This is a genomic window from Rhodoferax sp. AJA081-3 (genome assembly GCF_017798165.1).
Lineage (GTDB): Bacteria > Pseudomonadota > Gammaproteobacteria > Burkholderiales > Burkholderiaceae_C > Allorhodoferax.
This window is the reverse complement of sequence record NZ_CP059068.1, coordinates 3172542-3194450: the sequence shown is the minus strand read 5'-3', so window position 1 is coordinate 3194450 and position 21909 is coordinate 3172542. Positions and strand designations below refer to the sequence as shown.

At 60.3% G+C, this 21909-nt stretch carries 23 protein-coding genes; 13 read left to right on the top strand and 10 right to left on the bottom strand.

Annotation, left to right across the window (positions count from 1 at the left end; genetic code table 11):
- Genes HZ993_RS15035 through ubiD form a run of 3 tightly spaced genes read left to right on the top strand, consistent with a single transcriptional unit; the run spans position 1 to position 2485 of the window.
- Positions 1–402: a putative zinc-binding protein gene (locus HZ993_RS15035; RefSeq protein ID WP_209393541.1), complete on the top strand. Its 402-nt coding sequence runs from the start codon at positions 1–3 to the stop codon at positions 400–402.
- Positions 393–992, top strand: a complete 600-nt coding sequence (locus tag HZ993_RS15030; protein WP_209393540.1) for a UbiX family flavin prenyltransferase — start codon at positions 393–395, stop codon at positions 990–992. Before HZ993_RS15035 ends, HZ993_RS15030 begins: the two co-directional genes overlap by 10 nt.
- A gap of 8 nt (positions 993–1000) precedes the next feature.
- Positions 1001–2485, top strand: a complete 1485-nt coding sequence (gene ubiD / locus HZ993_RS15025) for a 4-hydroxy-3-polyprenylbenzoate decarboxylase (protein WP_209393539.1) — start codon at positions 1001–1003, stop codon at positions 2483–2485.
- 100 nt (positions 2486–2585) lie between these two features.
- Here the strand turns inward: ubiD and HZ993_RS15020 are convergent, their stop codons facing one another.
- Together HZ993_RS15020 and HZ993_RS15015 are read right to left on the bottom strand one after the other, a co-directional pair.
- Positions 2586–3803, bottom strand: a complete 1218-nt coding sequence (locus HZ993_RS15020) for a diguanylate cyclase (protein ID WP_209393538.1) — start codon at positions 3801–3803, stop codon at positions 2586–2588.
- Positions 3804–3844: 41 nt separating this feature from the next.
- Positions 3845–4828, bottom strand: coding sequence for an ABC transporter substrate-binding protein (locus tag HZ993_RS15015; protein WP_245213643.1), 984 nt, complete (start codon positions 4826–4828; stop codon positions 3845–3847).
- A gap of 352 nt (positions 4829–5180) precedes the next feature.
- Here HZ993_RS15015 and HZ993_RS15010 point away from each other — a divergent pair, with 352 nt between their 5' ends.
- From HZ993_RS15010 to HZ993_RS14995, 4 genes are read left to right on the top strand one after another with little or no spacing between them, the layout of a single operon-like run.
- Positions 5181–6665 carry a hypothetical protein gene (locus tag HZ993_RS15010; RefSeq protein ID WP_209393536.1) on the top strand — a complete coding sequence of 495 codons (1485 nt, stop codon included), beginning with the start codon at positions 5181–5183 and terminating at the stop codon, positions 6663–6665.
- Complete coding sequence (locus tag HZ993_RS15005) at positions 6665–7309, top strand: peptidylprolyl isomerase (protein WP_209393535.1); 645 nt, start codon at positions 6665–6667, stop codon at positions 7307–7309. Before HZ993_RS15010 ends, HZ993_RS15005 begins: the two co-directional genes overlap by 1 nt.
- Before the next feature lie 11 nt (positions 7310–7320).
- Positions 7321–8154 carry an alpha/beta fold hydrolase gene (locus HZ993_RS15000; protein ID WP_209393534.1) on the top strand — a complete coding sequence of 278 codons (834 nt, stop codon included), beginning with the start codon at positions 7321–7323 and terminating at the stop codon, positions 8152–8154.
- Between the two features lie 52 nt (positions 8155–8206).
- Positions 8207–8764 carry a dihydrofolate reductase family protein gene (locus tag HZ993_RS14995; RefSeq protein ID WP_209393533.1) on the top strand — a complete coding sequence of 186 codons (558 nt, stop codon included), beginning with the start codon at positions 8207–8209 and terminating at the stop codon, positions 8762–8764.
- Positions 8765–8847: 83 nt separating this feature from the next.
- Here the strand turns inward: HZ993_RS14995 and HZ993_RS14990 are convergent, their stop codons facing one another.
- The 3 genes from HZ993_RS14990 to HZ993_RS14980 form a co-directional block, all read right to left on the bottom strand.
- Positions 8848–10233, bottom strand: a complete 1386-nt coding sequence (locus HZ993_RS14990) for a hypothetical protein (protein WP_245213642.1) — start codon at positions 10231–10233, stop codon at positions 8848–8850.
- 198 nt (positions 10234–10431) lie between these two features.
- Positions 10432–10836 (bottom strand): hypothetical protein, encoded by a 405-nt coding sequence (locus tag HZ993_RS14985; RefSeq protein WP_209393532.1) that lies wholly within the window; start codon positions 10834–10836, stop codon positions 10432–10434.
- A 65-nt stretch (positions 10837–10901) separates the two neighbouring features.
- Complete coding sequence (locus HZ993_RS14980; RefSeq protein ID WP_209393531.1) at positions 10902–13256, bottom strand: cation-translocating P-type ATPase; 2355 nt, start codon at positions 13254–13256, stop codon at positions 10902–10904.
- A gap of 82 nt (positions 13257–13338) precedes the next feature.
- Between HZ993_RS14980 and HZ993_RS14975 the strand changes: the two genes are divergently transcribed.
- Both HZ993_RS14975 and HZ993_RS14970 read left to right on the top strand, forming a co-directional pair.
- Positions 13339–13536 (top strand): heavy-metal-associated domain-containing protein, encoded by a 198-nt coding sequence (locus HZ993_RS14975; protein ID WP_209393530.1) that lies wholly within the window; start codon positions 13339–13341, stop codon positions 13534–13536.
- 181 nt (positions 13537–13717) lie between these two features.
- Positions 13718–14260: a glycine zipper domain-containing protein gene (locus HZ993_RS14970; RefSeq protein ID WP_209393529.1), complete on the top strand. Its 543-nt coding sequence runs from the start codon at positions 13718–13720 to the stop codon at positions 14258–14260.
- Here the strand turns inward: HZ993_RS14970 and HZ993_RS14965 are convergent.
- Positions 14257–15165: a recombination-associated protein RdgC gene (locus tag HZ993_RS14965; protein WP_209393528.1), complete on the bottom strand. Its 909-nt coding sequence runs from the start codon at positions 15163–15165 to the stop codon at positions 14257–14259. The genes HZ993_RS14970 and HZ993_RS14965 overlap by 4 nt on opposite strands.
- A 197-nt stretch (positions 15166–15362) precedes the next feature.
- On the opposite strand from HZ993_RS14965, the gene HZ993_RS14960 reads away from it, so the two are divergent.
- Positions 15363–15905: a Spy/CpxP family protein refolding chaperone gene (locus HZ993_RS14960; protein WP_209393527.1), complete on the top strand. Its 543-nt coding sequence runs from the start codon at positions 15363–15365 to the stop codon at positions 15903–15905.
- A 2-nt stretch (positions 15906–15907) separates the two neighbouring features.
- On the opposite strand, the gene HZ993_RS14955 is transcribed toward HZ993_RS14960, so the two are convergent.
- A complete protein-coding gene (locus HZ993_RS14955; RefSeq protein WP_209393526.1) occupies positions 15908–16273 on the bottom strand; it encodes a glutaredoxin domain-containing protein in 366 nt (121 codons plus the stop codon).
- Positions 16274–16384: 111 nt separating this feature from the next.
- Between HZ993_RS14955 and HZ993_RS14950 the strand changes: the two genes are divergently transcribed.
- Together HZ993_RS14950 and HZ993_RS14945 are read left to right on the top strand one after the other, a co-directional pair.
- Positions 16385–17230, top strand: coding sequence for a DUF2189 domain-containing protein (locus HZ993_RS14950; protein WP_209393525.1), 846 nt, complete (start codon positions 16385–16387; stop codon positions 17228–17230).
- The gene (locus HZ993_RS14945; RefSeq protein WP_209393524.1) at positions 17230–17439 is read left to right on the top strand and encodes a DUF2788 domain-containing protein; all 210 of its coding nucleotides are present in this window, start codon (positions 17230–17232) and stop codon (positions 17437–17439) included. Before HZ993_RS14950 ends, HZ993_RS14945 begins: the two co-directional genes overlap by 1 nt.
- 20 nt (positions 17440–17459) lie before the next feature.
- Here HZ993_RS14945 and HZ993_RS14940 read toward each other — a convergent pair whose 3' ends face one another.
- From HZ993_RS14940 to HZ993_RS14930, 3 genes are all read right to left on the bottom strand, one after another.
- Positions 17460–18038 (bottom strand): NnrU family protein, encoded by a 579-nt coding sequence (locus tag HZ993_RS14940; protein ID WP_209393523.1) that lies wholly within the window; start codon positions 18036–18038, stop codon positions 17460–17462.
- Positions 18039–18061: 23 nt separating this feature from the next.
- Positions 18062–19606, bottom strand: a complete 1545-nt coding sequence (locus HZ993_RS14935) for a GGDEF domain-containing protein (protein WP_209393522.1) — start codon at positions 19604–19606, stop codon at positions 18062–18064.
- 93 nt (positions 19607–19699) lie between these two features.
- On the bottom strand, positions 19700–20653 hold the full coding sequence (locus tag HZ993_RS14930; RefSeq protein ID WP_209393521.1) for an alpha/beta fold hydrolase: 954 nt from the start codon (positions 20651–20653) through the stop codon (positions 19700–19702).
- Positions 20654–21093: 440 nt separating this feature from the next.
- Between HZ993_RS14930 and minC the strand changes: the two genes are divergently transcribed.
- Positions 21094–21891, top strand: a complete 798-nt coding sequence (gene minC, locus HZ993_RS14925) for a septum site-determining protein MinC (RefSeq protein WP_209393520.1) — start codon at positions 21094–21096, stop codon at positions 21889–21891.
- The last annotated feature ends 18 nt before the right edge of the window (positions 21892–21909 follow it).

Here is a 21909-nt window from a genome sequence, read left to right as displayed (position 1 = left end):
ATGCACCCCAACCCCTCTCGCCTGCCTTTGGTATACGCCTGCTCAGGCTGTTCCAGTGCTGCGCAAATGGCCAACCATGTCGCTGTGCAACTCGACCGGCGCGGCGTGGCCGAAATGTCCTGCATCGCGGGGGTGGGAGGAGATGTGCCCCAACTGCTCAAGATAGCGCGCAGCGGCCGATCCATTGTGGCGCTGGACGGCTGCCCTCTGGCATGCGTTCTAAGTTGCTTGGCGCGCCACCGCATCCAGGCCCGCGACCACTACCAGCTACACAAGTACGGTGTAAAAAAGCGGGCACACCAAGACTTTGACCCGCTGGAGGCTGCGCAGGTTTTGGAGCGCATCAGTGCAGACCTGAGCTGTCAGCGCCCAGAGCAACAGGCACCCGGCCCATGCATGTAGCGCGCGCAGCGGACCGCAAACGCATCATTGTGGCCGTGTCAGGTGCCAGTGGTGCCATCTATGGCGTGCGTTTGTTGCAGGCATTGGCGGCCTTGGACAATGTGGAAACCCATCTCACCGTGTCCGATGCGGGCGTGCTGAATCTGCAGCAAGAGCTGGACATGGACCGCACCACAGTGGAGACCCTGGCCGATGTGGCGTACCCCGTGCGCGACGTGGGCGCCACCATTGCCAGCGGCTCCTTCCGGTGCGACGGCATGGTGGTGGCCCCGTGCTCCATGCGCACCCTGGCGTCCATTGCCCACGGCATGTCTGACAATCTGATATCGCGTGCGGCCGATGTGATGCTCAAAGAACGCCGTCGGCTGGTCTTGATGGTGCGCGAAACCCCGTTGCACCTGGCACACCTGCGCAACATGACCGCCGCCACCGAGATGGGCGCCATCGTGTTTCCGCCCGTACCGGCCTTCTACCATCGCCCCCGCAGCATTGATGAACTGGTGACCCACAGCGTAAGCCGCGTCATCGACCTGCTGGACCTGCCCCAGCCACAGGCCCCGCGCTGGCAGGGCCTGCCCACCGCCACTTGAGTGCCACCGTGGCCTACCGTGACCTGCGCGACTTCATCACCCAGCTGGAAGCCCTGGGCGAACTCAAACGCGTGCGCGCCGCGGTGTCGCCCCATCTGGAAATGACGGCCCTGTGTGACCGCAGCCTGCGCGCGGGTGGCCCGGCGCTGCTGTTTGAAAACCCCACCGGCCACACCATGCCGGTACTGGGCAATCTGTTTGGCACCACGCGCCGCGTGGCCCTGGGCATGGGTGTGGCCGATGTGGGCGCGTTGCGCCAGTTTGGCCATGTACTGGCCATGCTCAAGGAGCCCGAGGCGCCCAAGGGTTTCAAAGACCTGATGGGCCTCTCCAGCATGCTCAAAACCCTGTGGAACATGGCACCCAAGGAGCTGCGCAGCGCGCCCTCCCAGGAGGTGGTGTGGGAAGGTGCCGATGTGGACCTGGCCACCCTGCCCATACAACACTGCTGGCCGGGCGACGTGGCACCCCTCATCACCTGGGGCCTGGTCATTACCCAGGGCCCCCACAAGGAGCGACAAAACCTGGGGATCTACCGCCAGCAGGTGCTGGCACACAACCAACTCATCATGCGCTGGCTGCCGCAGCGGGGCGGGGCGCTGGACTTTCGGGAGCACAGGCTGCAAATCCCCGGCCAGCCCTACCCGGTGTGTGTGGCGCTGGGGGCCGATCCGGCCACCATATTGGGCGCCGTGACCCCGGTGCCCGACACTTTGAGCGAGTACCAGTTTGCCGGCCTGTTGCGCGGCAGCCGCACCGAGGTGGTGAAGGCGCTGGGCAGCGGGCTGCGCGTGCCTGCCAGCGCCGAGATTGTGCTGGAGGGCCACATCTACCCCGACGCCACCCACCCCAGCGGTTTTGAACACGCGCTGGAAGGCCCCTATGGCGACCACACCGGGTATTACAACGAAACGGCGTCCTTTCCGGTGTTCACCATTGACCGTATCACGCAGAGACGCACACCCATCTACCACTCCACCTACACCGGCAAGCCCCCCGACGAACCCGCCATGCTGGGGTTGGCGCTGAACGAATTGTTTGTGCCGCTGTTGCAGCGCCAGTACCCCGAAATCACCGACTTCTATTTGCCACCCGAGGGCTGCAGCTACCGCATGGCCGTGGTGAGCATCAAAAAGGCCTACCCCGGCCACGCGCGGCGCATCATGTTTGGCATCTGGAGTTTTTTGCGCCAGTTCATGTACACCAAGTTCATCGTGGTGGTGGACGACGACATCGACGTGCGCGACTGGAAAGACGTGGTCTGGGCCATCACCACCCGCATGGACCCCACGCGCGACACGCTGCTGGTGGACAGCACCCCCATCGACTACCTGGACTTTGCCTCCCCCGTCAGCGGCCTGGGCAGCAAGATGGGTCTGGACGCCACCAACAAGTGGCCGGGCGAAACCCAGCGCGAATGGGGTCGCACCATGCACATGGCGCCGGAAGTGACGGCGCGGATGGAGGCGGTGTGGCAGGGACTGGGTCTATGATAAAAATGGCCATATCCCCCGTAAAACATAGTGATTGTGCTATTTAATATATAGCACCTCAGGGCGATCCAGGTACCCCAAACACACATGACAGACCGGGTTACCGGTCCGCGGCTCGCTCCACCCGGTTGCGTCCGCCGGTTTTGGCGCGGTACATCGCGGCATCTGCGGCTTGCAGAAGGTGGGCAGCGTCGTCACCCGGCCGGGGCACACAAGCGGCCACACCCGCGCTGACGGTGACAACCCCGGCCACCGCGGCCCGCGCATGGGGCAAACCCAGCGCCTGCACCGCCTCGCGCACGCGCTCCATCACCGCTGCGGCCTCCGTGGCATCCAGGCCAGGCAAGATCACCACGAATTCTTCGCCCCCGTAGCGGGCGGCCAGCTCGCCGGAGCGCTGCACGGCGTGGCCCAATGTCTGGGCGATAAGCTTGAGGCACACATCGCCGGACGGGTGGCCGTAATGGTCGTTATAGGCCTTGAACTGGTCCACGTCGACCATGGCCACGGCCAGCGCCAGGCCCTGGCGCACGGCACGGGACCATTCCTGCTCCCACTCCTGGTCAAACTTGCGGCGGTTGGCCAAGCCGGTCAGACCGTCCGTGGCGCTCAGCGCCTGCAAGCGGCGGTTCGCGTCCTCCAGCTCTACCGTGCGTTGCAAGACTTTTTCTTCCAGCGCCTGATGGGACGCCGTAATTTCATTCTGCAGGCGGGCCTGCTCGGCAAGCTCGGTGCGCAGGCGGCGGGAGAACATGGCACCCACCCACAGCAACAGCACCACGGCACCCATACGCAAGGCCGATGCAGCAAGGCGGATGCGGTTGAACCGCTCTTCATCCATGGCCAGCGCACCGGTTAGCGCGCTGATCGCGGTTTCGCTGTTGATCTCGTACATCTTTCGGGTCAACACGTAGGACTCATCAAACAGCACGCGGCGGGCGTCAGTCCAGCGGTCTGCCCGCATGTACTGGATGGCAGCGTCTTCAACCCGTTGCAGCTTGCGGTGGTCGTCGCTCAGTGCCGTAATTTCTTCGGTCAGGCTTTGCCCCTGGGTCAGCTTGCCCACCGTCTGAACAGTGGCTTCAAAGTCGGCATGGAGCGTGTCATAACTGGCGGTGCGCAGGGTGTTTTGTTCCAGCACCGCGATGATCAGCATATTGGTTAGCTGCTGGTTCAGCCGAACCATGCGCTCCAGGCCCTTGCTCACCTCCAGGTGGCGGGTGTGCATGGCATCACTCTTCAGGTCCACGTAGGCACCCAAGCCCATGGTAACCACCAAGGTGAGTACGGCGATATAGATGCTGCGGTCAGATCGCATCAGTTCAACACCCGCCCCACGCACAAGTGCTCACCAAAGCCTTACTCCATCACCTTGTCGGCCAGCTTGCGCAGCTCTGGCGCAACGGTAACACCCTGCGCCCGGGCGGCCTTCAGGTTGATGACCAGACTGAACTTTTCTACCGCGCCCCAGGGAATGTCACCGGGCTTCACCCCCTTGAGCACCAGCGCAGCCTTCTTGCCCGCAGAGTAGCCCACCAGGAAGTAGTCCATGCCGTAGGCTGCAATCGCGCCGCGCTGCACGCTGTCTACATCCCCCGCAAAAAGCGGGATTTTGTGCTGGTCACACACCCGCACGATGGCATCCAAATTGGCAACCGAAGTGTTGTCTGATGTGACGGCGATCGCCTGGACCTTGCCCACCAGCGAATTTGCCGCACGCTCCACCTCGCTGCCGTGGGACACGGTGACTTCCACCAGCTCCAGTCCGAGTGACTTCGCGGCATCGCGCATGGCACGCACATGGGTCACCGAGTTGGCCTCTGCGGGGTTGAAGATGGTGCCCCATTTTTTGGCAGAGGGGACAAACTTGGCATAGGTCTGCATCTGCAGATGCACCGGCCACAGGTCGCTGACGCCGGTAACGTTGGTGCCCGTCTTCTTGCCCGGTGCGCTGTCCTTGGCCACGATACCGGCGCCCACCGGGTCAGTGACGCCGGAAAAAACAACCGGGATACTGCTGTTGTATTTGACGGCCGCCTGCGAGGTCGGGGTGGCAATGCTGTGGATCAGGTCCGGTTTGTCTTTGGCGAACTGTTGCGCTATGGCCGCGGCCTTGGCCAGATCACCCTGGGCATTCTGGCGATCGTAGGTAAGGTTCACACCTTCCTTGAAGCCCGCACCGGTCAGCGCGGACTCGAAGCCTTTTTCAACCGCGTCCAGCGCGGCATGCGAGACAATTTTGGTCACGCCCACGCGCACGGTTTTCTTGTCCTGGGCCGATGCGCCAAGCGGTGCCAGCGCGACACAACAGACCCAAAAACCTGCCACGACAGAGGTGGGCAACCTGCCCCGTCGGCCAGCAGCGCCACCAGCCGCATTCTGGTGTTTGCCTGGTACTGCTATCTCTTTTGTCGCCATAGTGAACGCCCCTGTGAATCATTTGGCGGGTCCATTGCCTAGGCCCGGATGCCACCACCCGCATGATGCACCCTGTTGGCGTTTTTGCCCAGCCATTGACACGCAAAGCCTAGGCATTGGCTGGCCGACAGGATGCCTATGAGCAAAATTTGCCTGTAGCCCCCGTGAAATATAGCTGTATTGCTATTGTTTTAATAGCATTTCTATAATCCGTTGACTGCGCCCACGGCATTTCTGGGCGCCAGGGTTCAGAGCCCAAACCAGTGGGAGTTTTACGATGGAAGGTGCAGGCTTGAAAGTGATGCTGCGCGCTGGCGCGAGGATGGTGTTCCTGCTGGCACCTTTTTTAACCGGCCACGTCCTTGCGCAGACGGCTCCCGTGCGCGCGGCTGCATGGACCATTGAGAGCCTATCTGCGCTGCGGCCAGACCCCATTGTTCTGACGGGCAACACCGAAGAGGCGCTTGCCGGACATGGTTTCGGCCCTGGGCAACCAGCCCATACAAGTTGGCATGCCGTGTATTGGGACAACGAAGCCCTGTCGTTGGTGCCCGTCGACAAGGTCAGACTGGAGAAGGTCCCCTTTGATTGGGCCGTACCCACCAACCAGACGGTGCGTGCCATTCCCGATGTTCCCGGGAAACCCGTCTTGCTGCTCAGGCTGCAATGGAAAACCGAGGCCGCGCCAGGCACCGTGGCAGGACAGAAGGTGGGGGCCTTTCGCATGCGGCCAACGCAGGGTACGGTGGTCAACGAATTGTTGCGCGAAGGGCTGAACACATCGTTCAGTCTGGCGGGAAAATCCTGGACGCTCAATACACTGGTATTAAAAAACGGCCAAGGGCGCTTGTTGCCAGGTTCCGTCGAACTTCAATTGGGCTGGGCAGACGGAAAGTCGGCCGTGGTGCTGGGCCGTGCACCCGGGCACATCTTCAAAGAGCAGAAGCTGTTGTGGGCAGGGGATCTAAACAGCGACGGGCTGCCAGATTTTTATATACGCCGCGTTCTGGTTACCGGCCATACAGACCACATCATCAGCCTCAGCGCTGGAGGACTTCGCTACGTGACCGCAGGCATCACCGTGGACCCGGACGAACCCGCTTCCCTGTTCACATCGGGCGTAGATGAACTGGAGGTGCAGGAAAGCGTATTTGCGAATAGCCCCAGCCCCTATCCTGAAGTCGTTTTACCGAGTGCAGGTAAATCAGAAAAGACCCTTGCAGCGCCTGTGCGCTACGCAGTGTCCGGTGTTATGCCAATGAAACGGTATGGCTTGGTGACGGAGCAGATGCTGAAACCGTTTTCCAACACTGCGGAGTCATCTTCTGACGCAGTGGCTGCGGGCAGTGGTGCGATCCCATCCGCTGCGATGTCCCTGCCATTGAATCGGATACTCAAAGACATCCGCTTCGACTTTGGTGCTGAGAGCTACCGCATCTTGGTCGAAAGCGTGGAAACCTATGCGGGGAGCGACGTCGGGTACCAGAGCAACATCAGCTTTGGTGAGTATGAAGGCCAAGGGGTGGCGCTGCAAATTTCGGTTTACCACCAGGGGCAGCGCCAGGTGTTGCTGGTGACCGGCCCGGGTATGGAAGGCGGCATGGGCTTCTCGGCCGGCGATCTGGACGGGAGTGGAAAACTGTCTTTCACCATCGATTACTACCCACACTACAACAATGGCATGACCTACACCTGGCGTCGCAGTGACAAGCCCAACCAGTTGTTTCAAAGAACCGTTGTCTACCAATCACAAGGCTGCTGATGTTGCGCAATACTTTGATATGTGTGGTCGCAGTACTTGCGACGTTGACCTGCCCAGCCTGGTCACAAACGGCCCGCCTGGAAACAAGCCTCGGGACCATCGTGGTGGTGCTGGATGCAGCCAAGGCACCCGATACCGTTCGCACCTTTGTGGCGCGCGCCAAGGCGGGTGAATACGACGGAACCATCTTTCACCGCGCAGTCGCTGGTTTTGTGGTCAACGGCGGCGAATACAAGACGGGTACTGAACGCCCTGAGTTGGCGATATGGCCTGCCAACGCAAAGGCGCGTTATGGTGAAGAAAGCAATAACGGTCTTCGCAACCAGCGCGGAACGATAGCCGCCATGCGTCTGTCGGCGCGCCCCGGTGACCATTCACCAACGGGTTTCTTTTTCAATATGAAAGACAACCCCATGCTGGATCACCGCCGGTTTGACCAAGCCACGCGCCTGCCATCGCCACAGGGCGAACAAACGGCGCCAGAAGGTGCGCACATTCCTGGGTATACCGTGTTTGGGCGGGTCGTCAGCGGCATGGCTGTGCTGGAGCGTATCGAACAAAGCAAGACCACCGACGAACGAACACCCGCCCGCCATTGGGTGGTTGCGCCAGTGGTTCTGAAGCGTGTTGTTATTGAAAGCTAGCCGCCCACTCCATGACAGAGCACGTTGATGCATTCGACTTCGTTCGCGTACTTCGCGACGGCCGCACTATTTCCTACTGCCAATATGGCAAGCCAGACCACCCAACCCTATTGATGTTTCACGGTACGCCGGGATCACGCATTTTTGGCTTGGACGATAAAGACGTATCTGACGCAGGCCTTCACATCATTACCCCAGAAAGGCCTGGTTATGGCCGGTCGACTCCCAACCTAAACGCTTCTATCTCCGGATGGGCTTTTGATATTCAAGAATTGGCCGATCAGCTTGGGCTTCAGCGATTTCACGTTGTTGGTATTTCTGGCGGCGGACCTTTTGCGCTGGCTTGCGCAGCGGTCTTGCCTGATCGCGTACTTTCGGCCACGCTTATTTCATCTGCCACGCCCATTGATTTCCCGGGCTTTTGGGACGGTATGGGAATACTGAATAAGCTGGTCTTCAATCTGGCAAGTCGGTTTCCCGCAGCACTGGGCCCTGTCTGCGCTGTTTACGCGTGGCTAAACAATCTCTGGAATCGCAACGCACGCCTCAGCCACGAAGGGCAGGCCTTTCAACAAGGCGGCATCGGGTTCGAAACCGACTTGCGTCTTGTGTCACGCAGTTGGGGATTTCCGTTTGAATCCATTTCGGTTCCCGTTTTCCTTTGGCATGGTGAAGAGGATTCGCTCGCCTCAGTAGCAGGCGCCAAGATGCTTGCCAACGCCATACCGACCTGCGAAGCCCGCTTCATTCCTGGTAAGGGACACTTCCTCAACCGTGACGCAACGGTTAGTCAGCAGATATTCGATCGAATATTGTCCGTTCCAGCGGCAAATACTGAAACGTGACGTAGGAGCCAGACGGCACACTACGCGTCGCAAATCTCGAACGGAGGACAGCATGGGACTTTTGACCTTCAGCATCAACGTCACCCTGGACGGTTGTGTCGACCACCAGGAAGGAATTGCCGACGACGAGACACACGCCTTCTTCACCCGCCTCATGGACGAGAGTGGAGCGATGTTATGGGGCCGCGTCACCTACGAGATGATGGAGAGTTATTGGCCCGCAGTGGCCCGCGGCGACGCGGAAGCACCGCCAGCGATGCGGGAGTGGGCGGCTAAGCTGGAGGCCAAGCCAAAGTACGTGGTGTCCTCGACGCGAGAGCACTTCCCCTGGGCCAACAGCCACCTCATCGCCGGCGACATACGCATGGGCGTGCAAAAGCTGAAGGACGCGACCCCGGGCGGCGTGCTCCTTGGCAGCGGCAAGCTTGCGACCGCATTGGACCGGCTGGATCTGATTGACGCGTACCAGTTGCTGGTCCACCCCAGGATCGCAGGCCACGGCCCGACTTTGTACGCGAGCGGGCTGCCCAGCACGCGACGGCTGGAGCTGGTCTCGGCGAAGCCGCTGCGCAACGGCGCGGTCGCCATGCACTACCGGCGTGCGGGCTGACTGGGAGTTGGGTCATGTCGCCAACCAACGCGCCGCACCCGGACGGGCCTAGCGTTGCGTAACACCATCGACAGAACTGCCCTCTAGTTCAATGGGGCCGGGTTGGCAAAGTAGGACTCGGAAAGACGTTTGAACTGCCCGTTGTCCGTATCGATATTGGTTTGCCCACCGGCGCCGACACTAAAGACTACGGCGGCCCCGCCAATGGCGGTTAGGTCTGTAGGACGCGTCAGAAAATACTGCATGCGGTTGTCTCTGTAAGCGCCTGGCGTACCACCCACCGTAGACGCAGGAACGCCCATGGGGGTTTGCCACCAAACCAAGGGGAGTCCGATAGTCTTAGAGTAGGTGCTGGCTTCAGACAGGTGGTCGCGATACGCGTTGTCGTCCCAGTACCAACCCGCGCCGCCACGGGAGCAATTCGGGCCTTGTACTTCAAAACAACCAGCATCTCGGTCTAGCGTCTGTACCGCAGTGAAGTCGGCATATTGGGTGCCCAGAACGGTCATATAGGATGCAACATCCTGAGCGGACTTGCCGCCCCACACCGATGGCGAGAACCCAAGCAAAGCTGCAGGCGCGAGCCTGCGACCAAGTTCTATCAAACATCCAACAATGCCGACTGCGTTGTCCGGTTGACCGGAACACCCGCTACCACGAGAAACCTGTGCAGGTAGTCGGTGTGGATCGTTACCGGGCGACTGCTGTTGCACATATCCCCAGAAATCGGGCTCAAAATTGATCAGGGCAGGTTTGCCATACATGCTGAGCCGTTGGTACATCAAGCGTACGTTGGCCCAGTATTTCTCCATAAATACTGGATCATTGATGCCGGAGAGAATGCCGTCACCGTTGGAGGCCATTTGGTAGAACGTAAACATGGGAACAGCGCCCATTTTGTCGGCCTTGGCTGCAGCGACGTTCACATAGGCCCCGCTCGGGCTATTCCAGGTTGGCCATGCGCCGGAACCTACGCCCACAAGATAGGCATCATTGATGTCTGGTTTGAGACCTTGCGCTTGGATTGCGCTCTCAGAAGAACCTGTACCAAGGCCTACCAAAAGGCGGCTGGGCTTTTTCAGTTTGCTCGCCAACGCAGCGGCCCGCGAAGTCACTGAAACAGGGGCGGCCCCGCCGACACTTAGAACGCTGTAGTCGGGGCCGAGTTGAACCAATACGTTGCCATAAGTCGTAGCGCCGTCTACGGTCACGCCCACAAGAGACAGCAAGTTTGATCGCTCATTGAACGTATCGGCTGCGGCTGAAGCAGATACGTCGCCGACATTGACTACCGTAAACGTGCCAATCTTCGCCTGCACATTGGAATACTGGGTCGCACCCACCTGAATGATCGGAATGGTCAGGACTTTTGTTGCCGTATTGAAAGAGTCGCCGGCGTGTACTGGGGTCGGCAATATTGCCACCGCTGACAACAAACTTGAAAAACCAACTTTCACCTGCTTCAGCATAAACCCGCCATCCCTTAAAGTGCTGCACGTCAGCACCAGTATGCTAGTCCACAGGGGTTGCCCGCACGGTGAGAGTTTGCTTTGGATTGTTACAAAGTGATGCTAGTGACGGCAAAACCGTTGACGCACAGGTTGGGGCCAGATGCGGTAGCTCTGGGTCAACGTGATTTCACTCCGCTGACCAAGATACGCCCCAGCTCAGGCAGCCAGCCGCTTCAACTTTTTCTGTGCAATGGCGATATCCAGCAGTTCCAGCAGCGGTGCGTAAGACGCCTCGGTCCAGTCGCTGTAGTGGCTGGCCTTGGCCAGCGCAGACCGTGCCGATTCCAGCGAATCCACGCGCATGTGCTCCATGGTGCCGGCCTGCCCGGCGCGCTGGATGACGGTACTGAGTTTGAGTGTGGGGCGGGTGGGGTGGGCCATCTCGTCGAAGGGGAAGACCACTACCCAGACCGCATCGAGGTTGTGTGTGCGGCTGAGGGCATCTACAAACGGGGCAACCAGGCCTGCGACCTGTATGGTCTGATAGCGGCTGCGGTTCTCCGCGTCGGTGGCCGTTGTGTTGGATGGGATGGTGGGGGCGAGTGTTTGCGTGGTCATCATGGCTTACACAACGAAGCGCCTGTGTTTTCCGATGACACAAAGCGATGGCACGCAGTTTGGCCGTGCTATTTTTCGGGCCGCCAGCGTTTGAGCAGCAGCGCATTGGTCATCACGCTGACCGAGCTCAGCGCCATGGCCGCCCCTGCCAGCACCGGGTTCAGGTAGCCCAGAGCGGCCAACGGGATGCCGGCCACGTTGTAGGCAAAGGCCCAGAACAGGTTTTGCCGGATCTTGGCCACGGTGCGGTTGGATATGTCCAACGCAGCCGCCACCAGTGCCACATCACCGCGCATCAGCGTGATGCCGGCAGCGTGCATGGCCACGTCGGTGCCGGTGCCCATGGCCATGCCCACATCGGCGGCGGCTAGGGCGGGTGCGTCGTTGACACCATCGCCCACCATGGCCACCACGTGGGTATGGCGTTTGCCACGCTGAGGGTTGGCACCCAGCGACGGGTTTGCAGGCGGGGTCAGGCTGGCCACGGGCGCGTCTTTGGTGCGCAGGCCGCGGCGGCGGTCCACGCCATGGTCTTGTTGCAGCTCGACCATCCACGCGGCCTTGTCGCCGGGCAGTACCTCGGCCATTACTTCGCCGTCCTCGGGGTGCAAGCCCAGGCGGCGGGCCATGGCCTCTGCGGCACCGCGGTTGTCACCCGAGACCATGACGGTTTTGATGCCACGCGCACGCAATGCGGCGAGTGCTTCTTTAGCGCCGGGCTTGGGGGCGTCAGCAAAAGCCATCAATGCCAGCAACTCATAGGTTGCGGGCTGTGATGTGTTGTCTTTACGCTGGGCGATCGCCGATACCGTGGCGCCCTCGTCCTGTAGCGCTTTGGCCCGCGCCTGCAGTGCGCCTAGAGGTGCGCCCAGCTCTTGCATCCAGCGCAGGCTACCTATGCAATAGTGTTTTTGGGCCAGCACACCCTCGCTGCCTTTACCGGGAACGGCTTGCAGGGCTTCTGGTGCGGATATAGGCAAGTCCTTCTCAATGGCCGCGGCCACCACGGCCCGGGCCAGGGGGTGTTCGCTGCCGCTTTGCAGGCAAGCAGCCATGCGCAAGACCTCGTCTGCGTGCTGCGCAAATGGCCCTTCAGCGACCACCAGCGCCGTCAGGCGGGGCTGCCCCATGGTCAGTGTGCCGGTTTTGTCAAAAGCCACCACGTCCACCTTGTGCGCCATTTCCAACGCTTGGGCGTCTTTGATCAGGATGCCGTACTTGGCAGCCACGCCGGTACCAGCCATGATGGCCGCGGGTGTGGCCAGCCCCAACGCACAGGGGCAGGCAATCACCAACACCGCCACGGCATGGATAACCGCCGTCTCAAACGGGTGGCCACTCAGCCACCAGGCCAGCAGGGTGGCCAGGGCCAGGGCCAGCACCACGGGTACAAAAACCGCGCTGACCCGGTCCACCAGGCGTTGTATGGGGGCTTTGGCAGCCTGGGCATCTTCCACCAGGCGGGTGATGTGGGACAACACGGTGTCCACCCCCACCGCGGTGACCTGCAGCAGCACACGGCCCTCGCCATTGATGGAGCCACCGGTGAGCTTGGCGCCTGCATCTTTGTGCACGGGCAGGGGTTCGCCGGTCAACATGGATTCGTCGACCTGGGTTTGGCCCTCCAGCAGCGTGCCGTCCACTGGGAAGCGTTCGCCGGGTTTGACCACCAACCGGTCGCCCACCAGCACGTCAGCCACTGGTACATCAACCTCGCCATCGCGTCCTATCCAGTGGGCCGTATCGGGCTGCAGGGCGTGCAGGGCGCGTATGGCAGATGTGGTCTGGCGCTTGGCACGGGCCTCCAGCCACTTGCCCAGCAGCACCAGGGTGATCACCACGGCCGAGCCTTCAAAATACAGGTGCACCATGGCACCGTCGGGCGCGGTAAGCCACAACCAGACCGACAAGGCCCAACCGGCGGTGGTGCCAATGGCGACCAGCAGATCCATATTGCCGGTGAGGGCCTTCAAGGCATGCCAACCGGCCTTGTAGAAGCGGGCGCCCAGTACAAACTGCACCGGTGTAGCCAGTACAAACTGCAGCCAGGCGGGCAACATCCAGTGCTGGCCCGCCAGATCACCCACCATGGGCAGCGCCAGCGGGGCACTCAGCAGAGCACCCACCAGCACGGGTGCCAGGCCTGCCCAGGGGGACACCTTGTCCGCCGCGTCCATCTGGGCCGGGGTGCGGGGCTCGTAGCCTGCGTCGCGTATGGCCCGCCGCAGGCGCGCGGGCATTTGTGCATCGCCGGAGTAGGCAATACGCGCGGATTCGGTGGCCAGGTTGACGGTGGCGTCTGCCACGCCGCCCACCTTCTTCAGCGCCCGCTCTACGCGGCCCACACACGAGGCGCAGGTCATGCCGCCTATGCCAATATCCAGCGTGTTGGGGGAAGAAGAGGTGTTCAGGGGTGTGGTCATGGTTGCGGGGCAAAGGCTGGCTGAAGCGGCGTGGTTCAGACTATGCTCTTTTATTGTTGAAATTTTCCCGAGGAGGACCTTGATGAACCAGATATTTACCGTGACCGGCATGACCTGCGGCCATTGCGAGAAGGCCGTCACCCGCGCACTGCAGCAGGTAGACCCCCAGGCCCAGGTGCAGATTGATCGCACACAGAACCGGGTGCAGGTGGAGTCCACCCACAGCCGCGAGGCACTGGGCAAGGCCATTGCCGAAGAGGGGTATGCCGTGCTGGACTAAGAGGGCACATCCGGCAAATACTCCTAAATTCATAGCTAAATGTGCATATTTGACGGGGGCTAAGGCCACTTTGTGTCCAAAGTGTAAAAGCTTGTTAAGCTGTCATCGGTACGGGCTGTGGAGCGTTGAAGGATGACAAACCGCTACGTTTAGCGGTACGGGCCCTGGCCCATTTGACGCCATGTACACACCACGTGTTTTGTCCTTTTCGTCTTCTTTTTTCACGCCAGCGGCTGCAAAGGTCGGCAAACTGGCAAGCCTCGCACTGATGGCAGGCAGCCTGGCGGTGCTAGCCCCGCAAGCCCATGCGGGTGATTTCGACGCCGTTGTAGGCGCCGGGATTGGCGCTGTGGCCGGTGCGGCCATCGGCAAACATGTGGGGGGCCGCGATGGAGCGATTCTGGGCGCCGGCGCCGGCGGCCTGGTGGGTGCCAGCATCGCCAGCCAGCACCACCGCTCAGGTTATGCACCCAGCCATTACCCGGTGACAACCCATTACCAGCAGCCTGTGACCTATTACCAGCCGCAGCCACAGTACTACGCGGCTCCACCGGTGGCGTATTACCAGCCCCGGCCCCAATACCGTGTGGTGCAACCGGTCACCTACTACCAGCCTGCCGTGGTGGCATGGCAACCGGCACCCCAGCACCGCCATCACCATGGCCACCGCCACGGTCGTCATGACCGCCACCATGACGGTCACCACTACGACCACCGCCGTTAAGCGGCCACCATCTCGCCACCCAGGGCTTCGAGCAGATCAGGGATCAGCTTTCTGAGCTCACCGGTGGCGATAGCCACGTCGGCATCAAAGTTATCGTCTTTGCCGTCAGCCGGGCTGGCGGCAGCCCCTTCAAACACCGATTCCAGAAACGCAATTTTTTTGAGTTGCAAGGCCTCGGTCAATACAAACGACACGCGGTCCGCCCAGGTCAATGCCAGACGGGTGGGCACCTTGCCCATGGCGATGTGCTGGCTGACTTCGTCCGTATCCAGTGCGTGGCGGGTGTAGCGCACCACAGCACGCGATTCATCGGCCGCCTTGAGTTCACACTCGCGGTCCACACTGAAGGACTGGGGCGGCTCCTTGGTCGACAACCAGCCGGACATGGCCGATGCCGGTGAGATTTGGGTGTTCACCAGTTGCACCACCAGGCCATCGACAGCCTTGATCAACCAGGTCATCACTTCATCAGCCTTGGCTTGGCTGCCCGCGTCAGTCAACAACAGGCCGGCGGCGGGATCAACCCACACCTGCACGCTGGACTGTTTGCTGAACGCCATGGGCAGCAGGGCCAGCCGGGCATCTTCGCTGATTTCACGCTTTTCTTTCTTGCCTGGCTTGCGCCCTGTAGTGGCCTCGATATGGTCCAACTGGTCTTGCACCTTACGCTTGACGACCGAGCCCGGCACCACTTTCACCTCCATCATCAGCTTGAGCAGCCACTGGCCGCCAATCACTTCGACCATGGGGCCGTGGGCGTGGCCCCGTGGCTCGACCCAGCCCACCGACTTTTCCTGCGAAGCACCACACTCCACAAACTGCGCCTTGCCCAGTGCATCGTCCAGCGCGGCCAGCTCGATGGGCCAGCCCGCTGACAGGCGGTAAATCATCAAATTCTTGAACACGTGTTTGCCTTTGCCAATATTGAAATTCTCAAGAGAGGGTGTATTGTCAACGCATCAACCCACAAAGCTGTGGAGGGTGGGGGCCATCCATCTTTACAAAGCGTTATGTGCAGGCAATGCTGCGGATACACGGGACGCGCACACTGCCTTCACTCTGATCGCAATTCCTGCGGCAGACTCACCACAAGGAAGTCACCATGAAATCCGGTATCACATCCCTCATCCTCGCAGGCTTGCTGGCTAGCGCCGGTTTCGCCGCATCGGCCCAGACCACCTCACCAGAAGCTGCCCGTGCACCCGCCATGGCGGCCAGCGGAGCCAACCACCAGCACGGTGCCATGGGTGGCAAACACGGCAAGATGGACCCCGCCAAACGGGAAGCCATGGTCGCCAAACGCATGGCCGAGCTGAAAGCCAAACTCAAAGTGACAGCCGAGCAGGAAGGTGCCTGGACGGCCTTTACCACCGCGATGAAGCCGCCTGCCCGTATGGACCACCAGCGCCCGGACCGCGCAGAGTTGGCCAAGCTGACGACACCCGAGCGCATTGACAAAATGCGTGCTCTGCGCACCCAGCACATGGCGGAGCGCACGGCCGCCATGGACAAGCGCGAAGAGGCCACCAAGGTCTTTTATGCCGCACTGAACGCCGACCAGAAGAAGGCGTTTGACGCCGAACACGCCCGCATGGGCCGCCACCATGGCGGACACCGCGGTGGGCACCACGGTGACAGCAAATAGGCTTAGCCCAGCAGGGTCTTGAACTCGCCGCTGGCCATCAGCTTCTTCAGGTCATCGGCACCCCCAACCAGGGTGCCTTTGACAAAAACCATGGGGAATGTGGGCCAACCGGTCCACATTTTTAGTGCGTTGCGCTGGCGCCAGAGTTTGAAGTAGTTGCCGTATTCGAGGTAATGGTAAGAAATGCCAGCCGCATCCAGCAGCTTGCGTGCCTTTTTGGGAAACGGGTTCATGGCCATTCCCACCACCACCACCGCATGTTGGGCCACGGCAGCCTGCACTTCCTTCACGATGTTGTGCTGGCTGGCAGCCACCCGCTCCCGGATGGCAGGGTGGATACGGGATTCTTCGAGAATGGAACGCGGCATGTGCAAGGTCTCCTGCGGGTGAAAGCAGCCATTATGGTCGGCCACCCGCAGAACGAGCCGCTATAGTGGCCGTGCGCTTACTTTGCACCGCACACCCACGCTCCACCACCCATGCCCCCAACCGCACACCCCCTCCCTGGCATACGCAATATTTCGCCCCTACGGCCTTTGGTTTGGCTGGTTCTGGCCTGGCGTGACATGACCCGGGTGGGCTGGATCAGCTTTGCGCATGGTCTGGCGCTGGCTGTGGTGGGGGCGGCCATTGTGGCCATTGCACACCAGAAATTCTGGCTGCTGGCGGGTGCTTTGTCGGGCTTCCTGGTGGTGGCGCCTGTACTGGCAACCAGCCTGTACGCCTTAAGCCGTGCGCTGGAGCACGGCGAAAAGGCTGACATCCAGGTGGTGCTCAGAACCTGGTTGAACTGGCAGAGCAGCCACTTCAACAAATGGGGCAACGACTACTGGTGCATGGTTCAGTTTGGTGCGCTGCTGGCCCTGGCGGCAACAGGCTGGGTGCTGACCTCGGCCGCACTCATCACGCTGTTGGCACCGGTACCCATCTTGAGTCCGCTGGACTTTGTGCACCATGTGGTGCTGGCGCAGGACGGATGGTTGTTCGAGTTATGGCTGGCCATGGGTGGTGTGATGGCAGCGCCTATGTTTGCCTCCAGTGTGGTGTCCATGCCCTTGTTGCTGGACCGTCGCGTTACCCTGCTGCAAGCGGTGTTGACCAGTTGGCAGACCGTGCTGGTCAACCCCATTCCCATGGCGCTATGGGCGGCGCTGATCATGGGGTTTACGCTGCTGGGCCTGGGGTCTTTGTTGCTGGGTTTGGTGGTGGTGATACCCATGCTGGGCCACGCCAGCTGGCATGCCTACCGCGATCTGGTCGATGCCAGCAAGCTGCCCTTGCGTGAGCCGGTGGCTACAGCCGCACCCAGCAGCGGAGCCCGCTGATGTTTGGTTTTACAGAAGCGCAGATCGCCAGCTTTGGCCTCACCTTCGGCGTGGGCGGCTTCATGCTGTACATGGTTTTTATTGTGGGGCAGCTGGCATGGGAGTCCAAGGCCGGCAAGTTTGGTACCTTTGTACTGTTTTTGGCCCTGGCGTTTGGCATGGTGGGTTTTGTGGCCAAGTACCTCATCCAGTGGTATCTGACGCGGTAGCGCAGACCACGAATCGCCGTTTACCCAAAGGGGCGGATGCCAATCAGCAAGCCATGCAGCTTGAAGGCAAAGGCTGCCCACACCAGCACACCCACAACCACGGTCACCGCGGTTGCGGCCACCGTGCCGGGCGGGTATTGTGTGGCGGCCACACGGTCGCGTTTGCGCGCCGCAATGTAGTTCGCCACGCCCCAGGCCAAGAAGGCACCAAACAACACCATATGTGCAACGCTGCCGTTGGACAACAGATGCGCCAGCGCCCAGGATTTGACCCCCAGCACCATAGGATGGTGCACCCGCGCCTTGATGCTGTTGCGCGGCACATAGGCTGCTGCCAGAAACACAAAGGCCACCAGGGTGAGCAACGAGGCAGCGTGGCGCATGCCTACCGGTGGCATCCACAACATGACCGGGGTCTCGCGCGCCACACCAAAGCCATACACGATGAGGCCAAACCCCAGCACGGAGGCCAGTGAATACAGCCCCTTGTACGCACCTTCACCGGCACGCTGCAGCATCTGGGTGCGCCACCCGTCGGCAACGATCCGCACCGAATGAACCCCCAGAAAAATACACAATCCGGCTATCAGATAAACCATGGCTGTGTTCCTTGTATTGCGCGTTAGGCGCCCAGTACCCGGTTTTTACCGGCACGTTTGGCCAGGTACATGGCCTTGTCGGCCCGCCGGATGGCATCACTGCCGGTCTCATCGGGGGCGAGTTGGGCCACGCCGGCACTAAAGGTGATGAGCATTTTTTCCGTGCCTGCCAGGAAGAATTTTTTGGTCAGCTCACGCTGCAGGCGGGTCATGGCTTCAATGCCTTTGTCCAGCGGTGTGTCGGGCAGCAAAATCACAAACTCCTCGCCGCCATAACGGGCCAGCGTGTCCTGCGGACGCATACACTCGCGCGCCACCTTGGCCAAATGGGCCAGGGCAATATCCCCGGTGGCGTGACCCATGGTGTCGTTGAGTTTTTTGAAGTTGTCGATATCAAGCAGGGCCATGCACAACGGTGTTTCCTTGCGCCGCACGCTGGAGATTTCGCGCTCTACGGCCTCTTCCAGACCCTTGCGGTTGAGTGCACCGGTCAAGGGGTCGTGGCGGGCCTGTGTGCTGACACGGTCCAGCTCCTGGTGTAACTTCACCAGTTCGGCGTCGGTCTGGATGGCGCGGTCGCGCATGATCTGCAGCTCGTCGCCCGAGGTCTTGCTTTGGCTGGCCATGTTGCGGGTGGCACTGACCACTTCCTTCAAGACCGGCGCAATTTCGGCGAGGGTTTTGGCCTGTTCGATCTGGCGGGCGTTTTCTTCCAGCTTCTCGTGGAATGTGCCCGTGGACTTGGCCATGTCCGACAGGCGGTCGATAAACGCGGCCAACATGTCGCGCATTTCGTTTTGGGCCTGCAGCGCATGTTCTTTGGCATTTTTTTGTTTGAAGATGACGTCCTTCAAACGGCGCTCCACATCGTCCAGACGGCGCAAGGTGAGGGGCGGGGTGGACGCTTCCATCAACGCATCCATCTGGCCCTTGAGCCATTGCTCGTCCAGGCTCAGGTCTGCAATGTTTTCAAACACCATGTGCAGGAGTTTGAGCAGGGCTTTTTTGATCTCGGCCTGGTCTTCGGCCACAAAAGAGACACGGTCGCTGTAGCTGAGCAACATGCTCTTGAGCGCCAGGATATCGGAGCCACTTTGGCGCAGGGCGCTGGTCAGCGTTTTGCTCAACTCGCCAAAACGTTCGTCGTCTGTTCCCAATGCGGGTTGTGTGTACTCAATCAGCCGACCCAACTGGCTCAAGAACTCCGTCGTTAATGCAGGCGCCGTGGCGTTTAAACCTGTTTTGGGTGCAGCAGCGACCGGCGTGTCGTCTCCACCGGTCAAAGGGGCAAAACTGCCGTAAGCCACCAGCGCGGTTTTGACACCGTCCCAGTTCAAACGGTCGATGGCGTAGTCCAGCAGACCCCTCTGTTTTTGCTGCCCAGGCGTTTTGACCGGGAGTGACTTGGAGATGTCGCGCAGGATATCGGCAGGAAAGGGGGCAATCACCGGGATGCCCGCAATTTCGTTGTAAATGGCCAGGTAGTTGGCGGGTGTGGGGGGCAGCTTTTGCAGCGTCAGTTGCTTGAGCGTTTCACGCGCAATTTCAAAGGGCTTTTTTTCACTCATGGCACGACACCTGCTATAAAAAGAATAGCTTATTACGCACTATGCGCGGGGGCTTGAATCACTATTTAAACACCATTTCCAACCGGGATGGTTTCAGCGGGAGGGCGCGGCCAGAAAGGCCTTGAATACTTCCACCGTTTTTTGCGCATCTTCTTCATGGGGTACATGGCCCAGCGCATCAAACACCACCAATTTAGAGCCCTGAATGTCTGCCGCAAAACGTTCCGCACTGTCCAAGGGGATGAGCCTGTCTTTGGCACCCCACAGTATCAACGTAGGTACTTTCAGGCTCTTGATACCTGCATCATCCCCACTCAGTCGCTGGTCCATGCGGTAGGCCAGTGCCTTGCGGTTGCCAGCACGCAGGGTCAGTTCGTAATAACGGTCCACCAGCTCAGGGGTGACCTTGGCCGGATCACCATACACATTGCGCACACTGCTGTCGACAATCCCACGGGGCAGCACCTGTTCCATCAAAAGCCTGACACCCGGCATGCGGGCAATCTTGAAACCTATGGGTATAGATGTGGGTTGGAACGGGTAACCCGCCGCATCAATCAGCACCAGTTTGCCAACCCGCTGCGGATGGGCCAACGCCGTGCCCCAGGCAATCTGGCCACCCAGCGAATTGCCAGCCAACACAAACTGTTTGGCGCCCAGCTTGTCGACCACGCCAACCACCAGGCGTACATAGGCTGCAATGGAATAGTCGTTGTTGGGGTTGGGGCCTGTCAAACCGAAAGCTGGCAGGTCGAACCGGATCACGCGGCGCTGGCCACTGAGGTTTTGCACCCAGCCGTCCCAGGTGTGCAGGCTGGCCGACGTGCCGTGCAGCAACACAATGGGCAGGGGGTCATCGCGCGGGCCTTCGTCGCGCAGATGCACCTGCATGCCATCGACCTCTATAAATTGGGACGGCGCTTGGGCCCAGCGGGCTGTCAGTGCCGACACGGGCCTGTCGGGTGCCCAGGTAGCCAGAATGCCAGCCACGGCAAATACACAGCAGGCGATCAACACAACGCCCAGGATTCGAAGAATGAGTTTCATGGGGCTGAACTCTACACCCCTGGCAAGACGTTCTGTCAAAGCATAAAGCTGTGGATAGATCTGGCATAAGCCATGGGTTATCCACAGCCAGCCTGGAAAATCAAAAGTTGTTCATGTTTTGTGTGCATGGCAGAAGCACAGTGGCACACAGGCGTTGAGGCTACGTAAGCCATTGATTTAAAAAGAGAAAAATGGCTTGTGCACACAAAATGGCAAAGCTTATCTACTACTACTACCTTTTATATAAGACATTAAGACAATAGGAGAGAACAAGTCGGCCTGGAAAAAAGAAGTTTTCCACGGTCTGTGTGGCCCTTTGGATTACTGCCAAAAAGAAGCTGGCAAGCGTGGCGTTTTAAGCCCGTCAATCAAGTAAGATTCGCCGACTTCGGGTTTGCCGTCCACGTTTTTATTCCACGCCGCCGTCTTTATTCTTTTTCATGTCCGTTTCTTCTGCAGGTCATAGTGCTGGGCAAGTGCCTGCATCGTTCGAAATCAAGAGTGCACAACTGCCCTTGGTGGCGCTGCTGTTGAAGTCCAATGACGGCGATGTGCTGGCGGCCGATGTTTTGCGGCAATTTGGACCGGACGGAGAAAGCCCCGACTTCTTCGACCACGACGCCTTGGTCATCGATTTTTCGCAACTGGACCCACAAGAGCCTATTTTTGACCTGGTGCCTTTGCTCAAGGTGCTGCGCTCCTGCAGCCTGGTGCCAGTGGCCGCACGGGGTGCTAGCCCTGAGGTGATGGCAGCCGCCTTGGCAGTCGGCCTGGTTGAGGCGCCGCCGGATGTGCACCGCAACCGCCCGGCCCCTGCTGCGGCCGAACCGGTTGCCAATGTCGTGGAAACCGTGCGGGAGGTTGTGCATGAAGTGGTACGCGAAATGCCCGCACCGCCCACCATGGTGGTGGACAAGCCGCTGCGCTCAGGCCAGAAGGTCTATGCCCGGGGTTGTGACCTGGTGGTTCTGGCCATGGTCAACCAGGGCGCCGAAGTGGTGGCCGACGGCAATATCCATGTGTATGCCCCTTTGCGTGGCAAGGCCATGGCGGGAGCCCGGGGCGATACCAATGCGCGCATTTTTTCGCTCTGCCTGGAGCCTGAACTGATTTCGATAGCTGGCGTGTACCGCACCAGCGAAAACCCCCTGGCACCGAACGTGCAAGGCAAGGCCGCGCAGGTGCGGCTCAGCAACGACGGCCAGGAAAAACTGATTATTGAAGCCTTGAACAGCTGAACACCAGAGTTCTGCACA

What these genes read in the sequence shown, in the direction of transcription:
- HZ993_RS14955 (WP_209393526.1), bottom strand. Translation starts at nt 16,273, where the DNA reads ATGCCGCGTTCCATTCTCGAAGAATCCCGTATCCACCCTGCCATCCGG.
- HZ993_RS14970 (WP_209393529.1), top strand. Translation starts at nt 13,718, where the DNA reads ATGTACACACCACGTGTTTTGTCCTTTTCGTCTTCTTTTTTCACGCCA.
- HZ993_RS14975 (WP_209393530.1), top strand. Translation starts at nt 13,339, where the DNA reads ATGAACCAGATATTTACCGTGACCGGCATGACCTGCGGCCATTGCGAG.
- HZ993_RS15010 (WP_209393536.1), top strand. Translation starts at nt 5,181, where the DNA reads ATGGAAGGTGCAGGCTTGAAAGTGATGCTGCGCGCTGGCGCGAGGATG.
- HZ993_RS14985 (WP_209393532.1), bottom strand. Translation starts at nt 10,836, where the DNA reads ATGATGACCACGCAAACACTCGCCCCCACCATCCCATCCAACACAACG.
- HZ993_RS15020 (WP_209393538.1), bottom strand. Translation starts at nt 3,803, where the DNA reads ATGCGATCTGACCGCAGCATCTATATCGCCGTACTCACCTTGGTGGTT.
- HZ993_RS14960 (WP_209393527.1), top strand. Translation starts at nt 15,363, where the DNA reads ATGAAATCCGGTATCACATCCCTCATCCTCGCAGGCTTGCTGGCTAGC.
- HZ993_RS14990 (WP_245213642.1), bottom strand. Translation starts at nt 10,233, where the DNA reads ATGCTGAAGCAGGTGAAAGTTGGTTTTTCAAGTTTGTTGTCAGCGGTG.
- HZ993_RS14940 (WP_209393523.1), bottom strand. Translation starts at nt 18,038, where the DNA reads ATGGTTTATCTGATAGCCGGATTGTGTATTTTTCTGGGGGTTCATTCG.
- HZ993_RS14935 (WP_209393522.1), bottom strand. Translation starts at nt 19,606, where the DNA reads ATGAGTGAAAAAAAGCCCTTTGAAATTGCGCGTGAAACGCTCAAGCAA.
- minC (WP_209393520.1), top strand. Translation starts at nt 21,094, where the DNA reads ATGTCCGTTTCTTCTGCAGGTCATAGTGCTGGGCAAGTGCCTGCATCG.
- HZ993_RS15030 (WP_209393540.1), top strand. Translation starts at nt 393, where the DNA reads ATGCATGTAGCGCGCGCAGCGGACCGCAAACGCATCATTGTGGCCGTG.
- HZ993_RS15005 (WP_209393535.1), top strand. Translation starts at nt 6,665, where the DNA reads ATGTTGCGCAATACTTTGATATGTGTGGTCGCAGTACTTGCGACGTTG.
- HZ993_RS15035 (WP_209393541.1), top strand. Translation starts at nt 1, where the DNA reads ATGCACCCCAACCCCTCTCGCCTGCCTTTGGTATACGCCTGCTCAGGC.
- HZ993_RS14995 (WP_209393533.1), top strand. Translation starts at nt 8,207, where the DNA reads ATGGGACTTTTGACCTTCAGCATCAACGTCACCCTGGACGGTTGTGTC.
- HZ993_RS14950 (WP_209393525.1), top strand. Translation starts at nt 16,385, where the DNA reads ATGCCCCCAACCGCACACCCCCTCCCTGGCATACGCAATATTTCGCCC.
- HZ993_RS14930 (WP_209393521.1), bottom strand. Translation starts at nt 20,653, where the DNA reads ATGAAACTCATTCTTCGAATCCTGGGCGTTGTGTTGATCGCCTGCTGT.
- HZ993_RS14980 (WP_209393531.1), bottom strand. Translation starts at nt 13,256, where the DNA reads ATGACCACACCCCTGAACACCTCTTCTTCCCCCAACACGCTGGATATT.
- HZ993_RS15000 (WP_209393534.1), top strand. Translation starts at nt 7,321, where the DNA reads ATGACAGAGCACGTTGATGCATTCGACTTCGTTCGCGTACTTCGCGAC.
- HZ993_RS14945 (WP_209393524.1), top strand. Translation starts at nt 17,230, where the DNA reads ATGTTTGGTTTTACAGAAGCGCAGATCGCCAGCTTTGGCCTCACCTTC.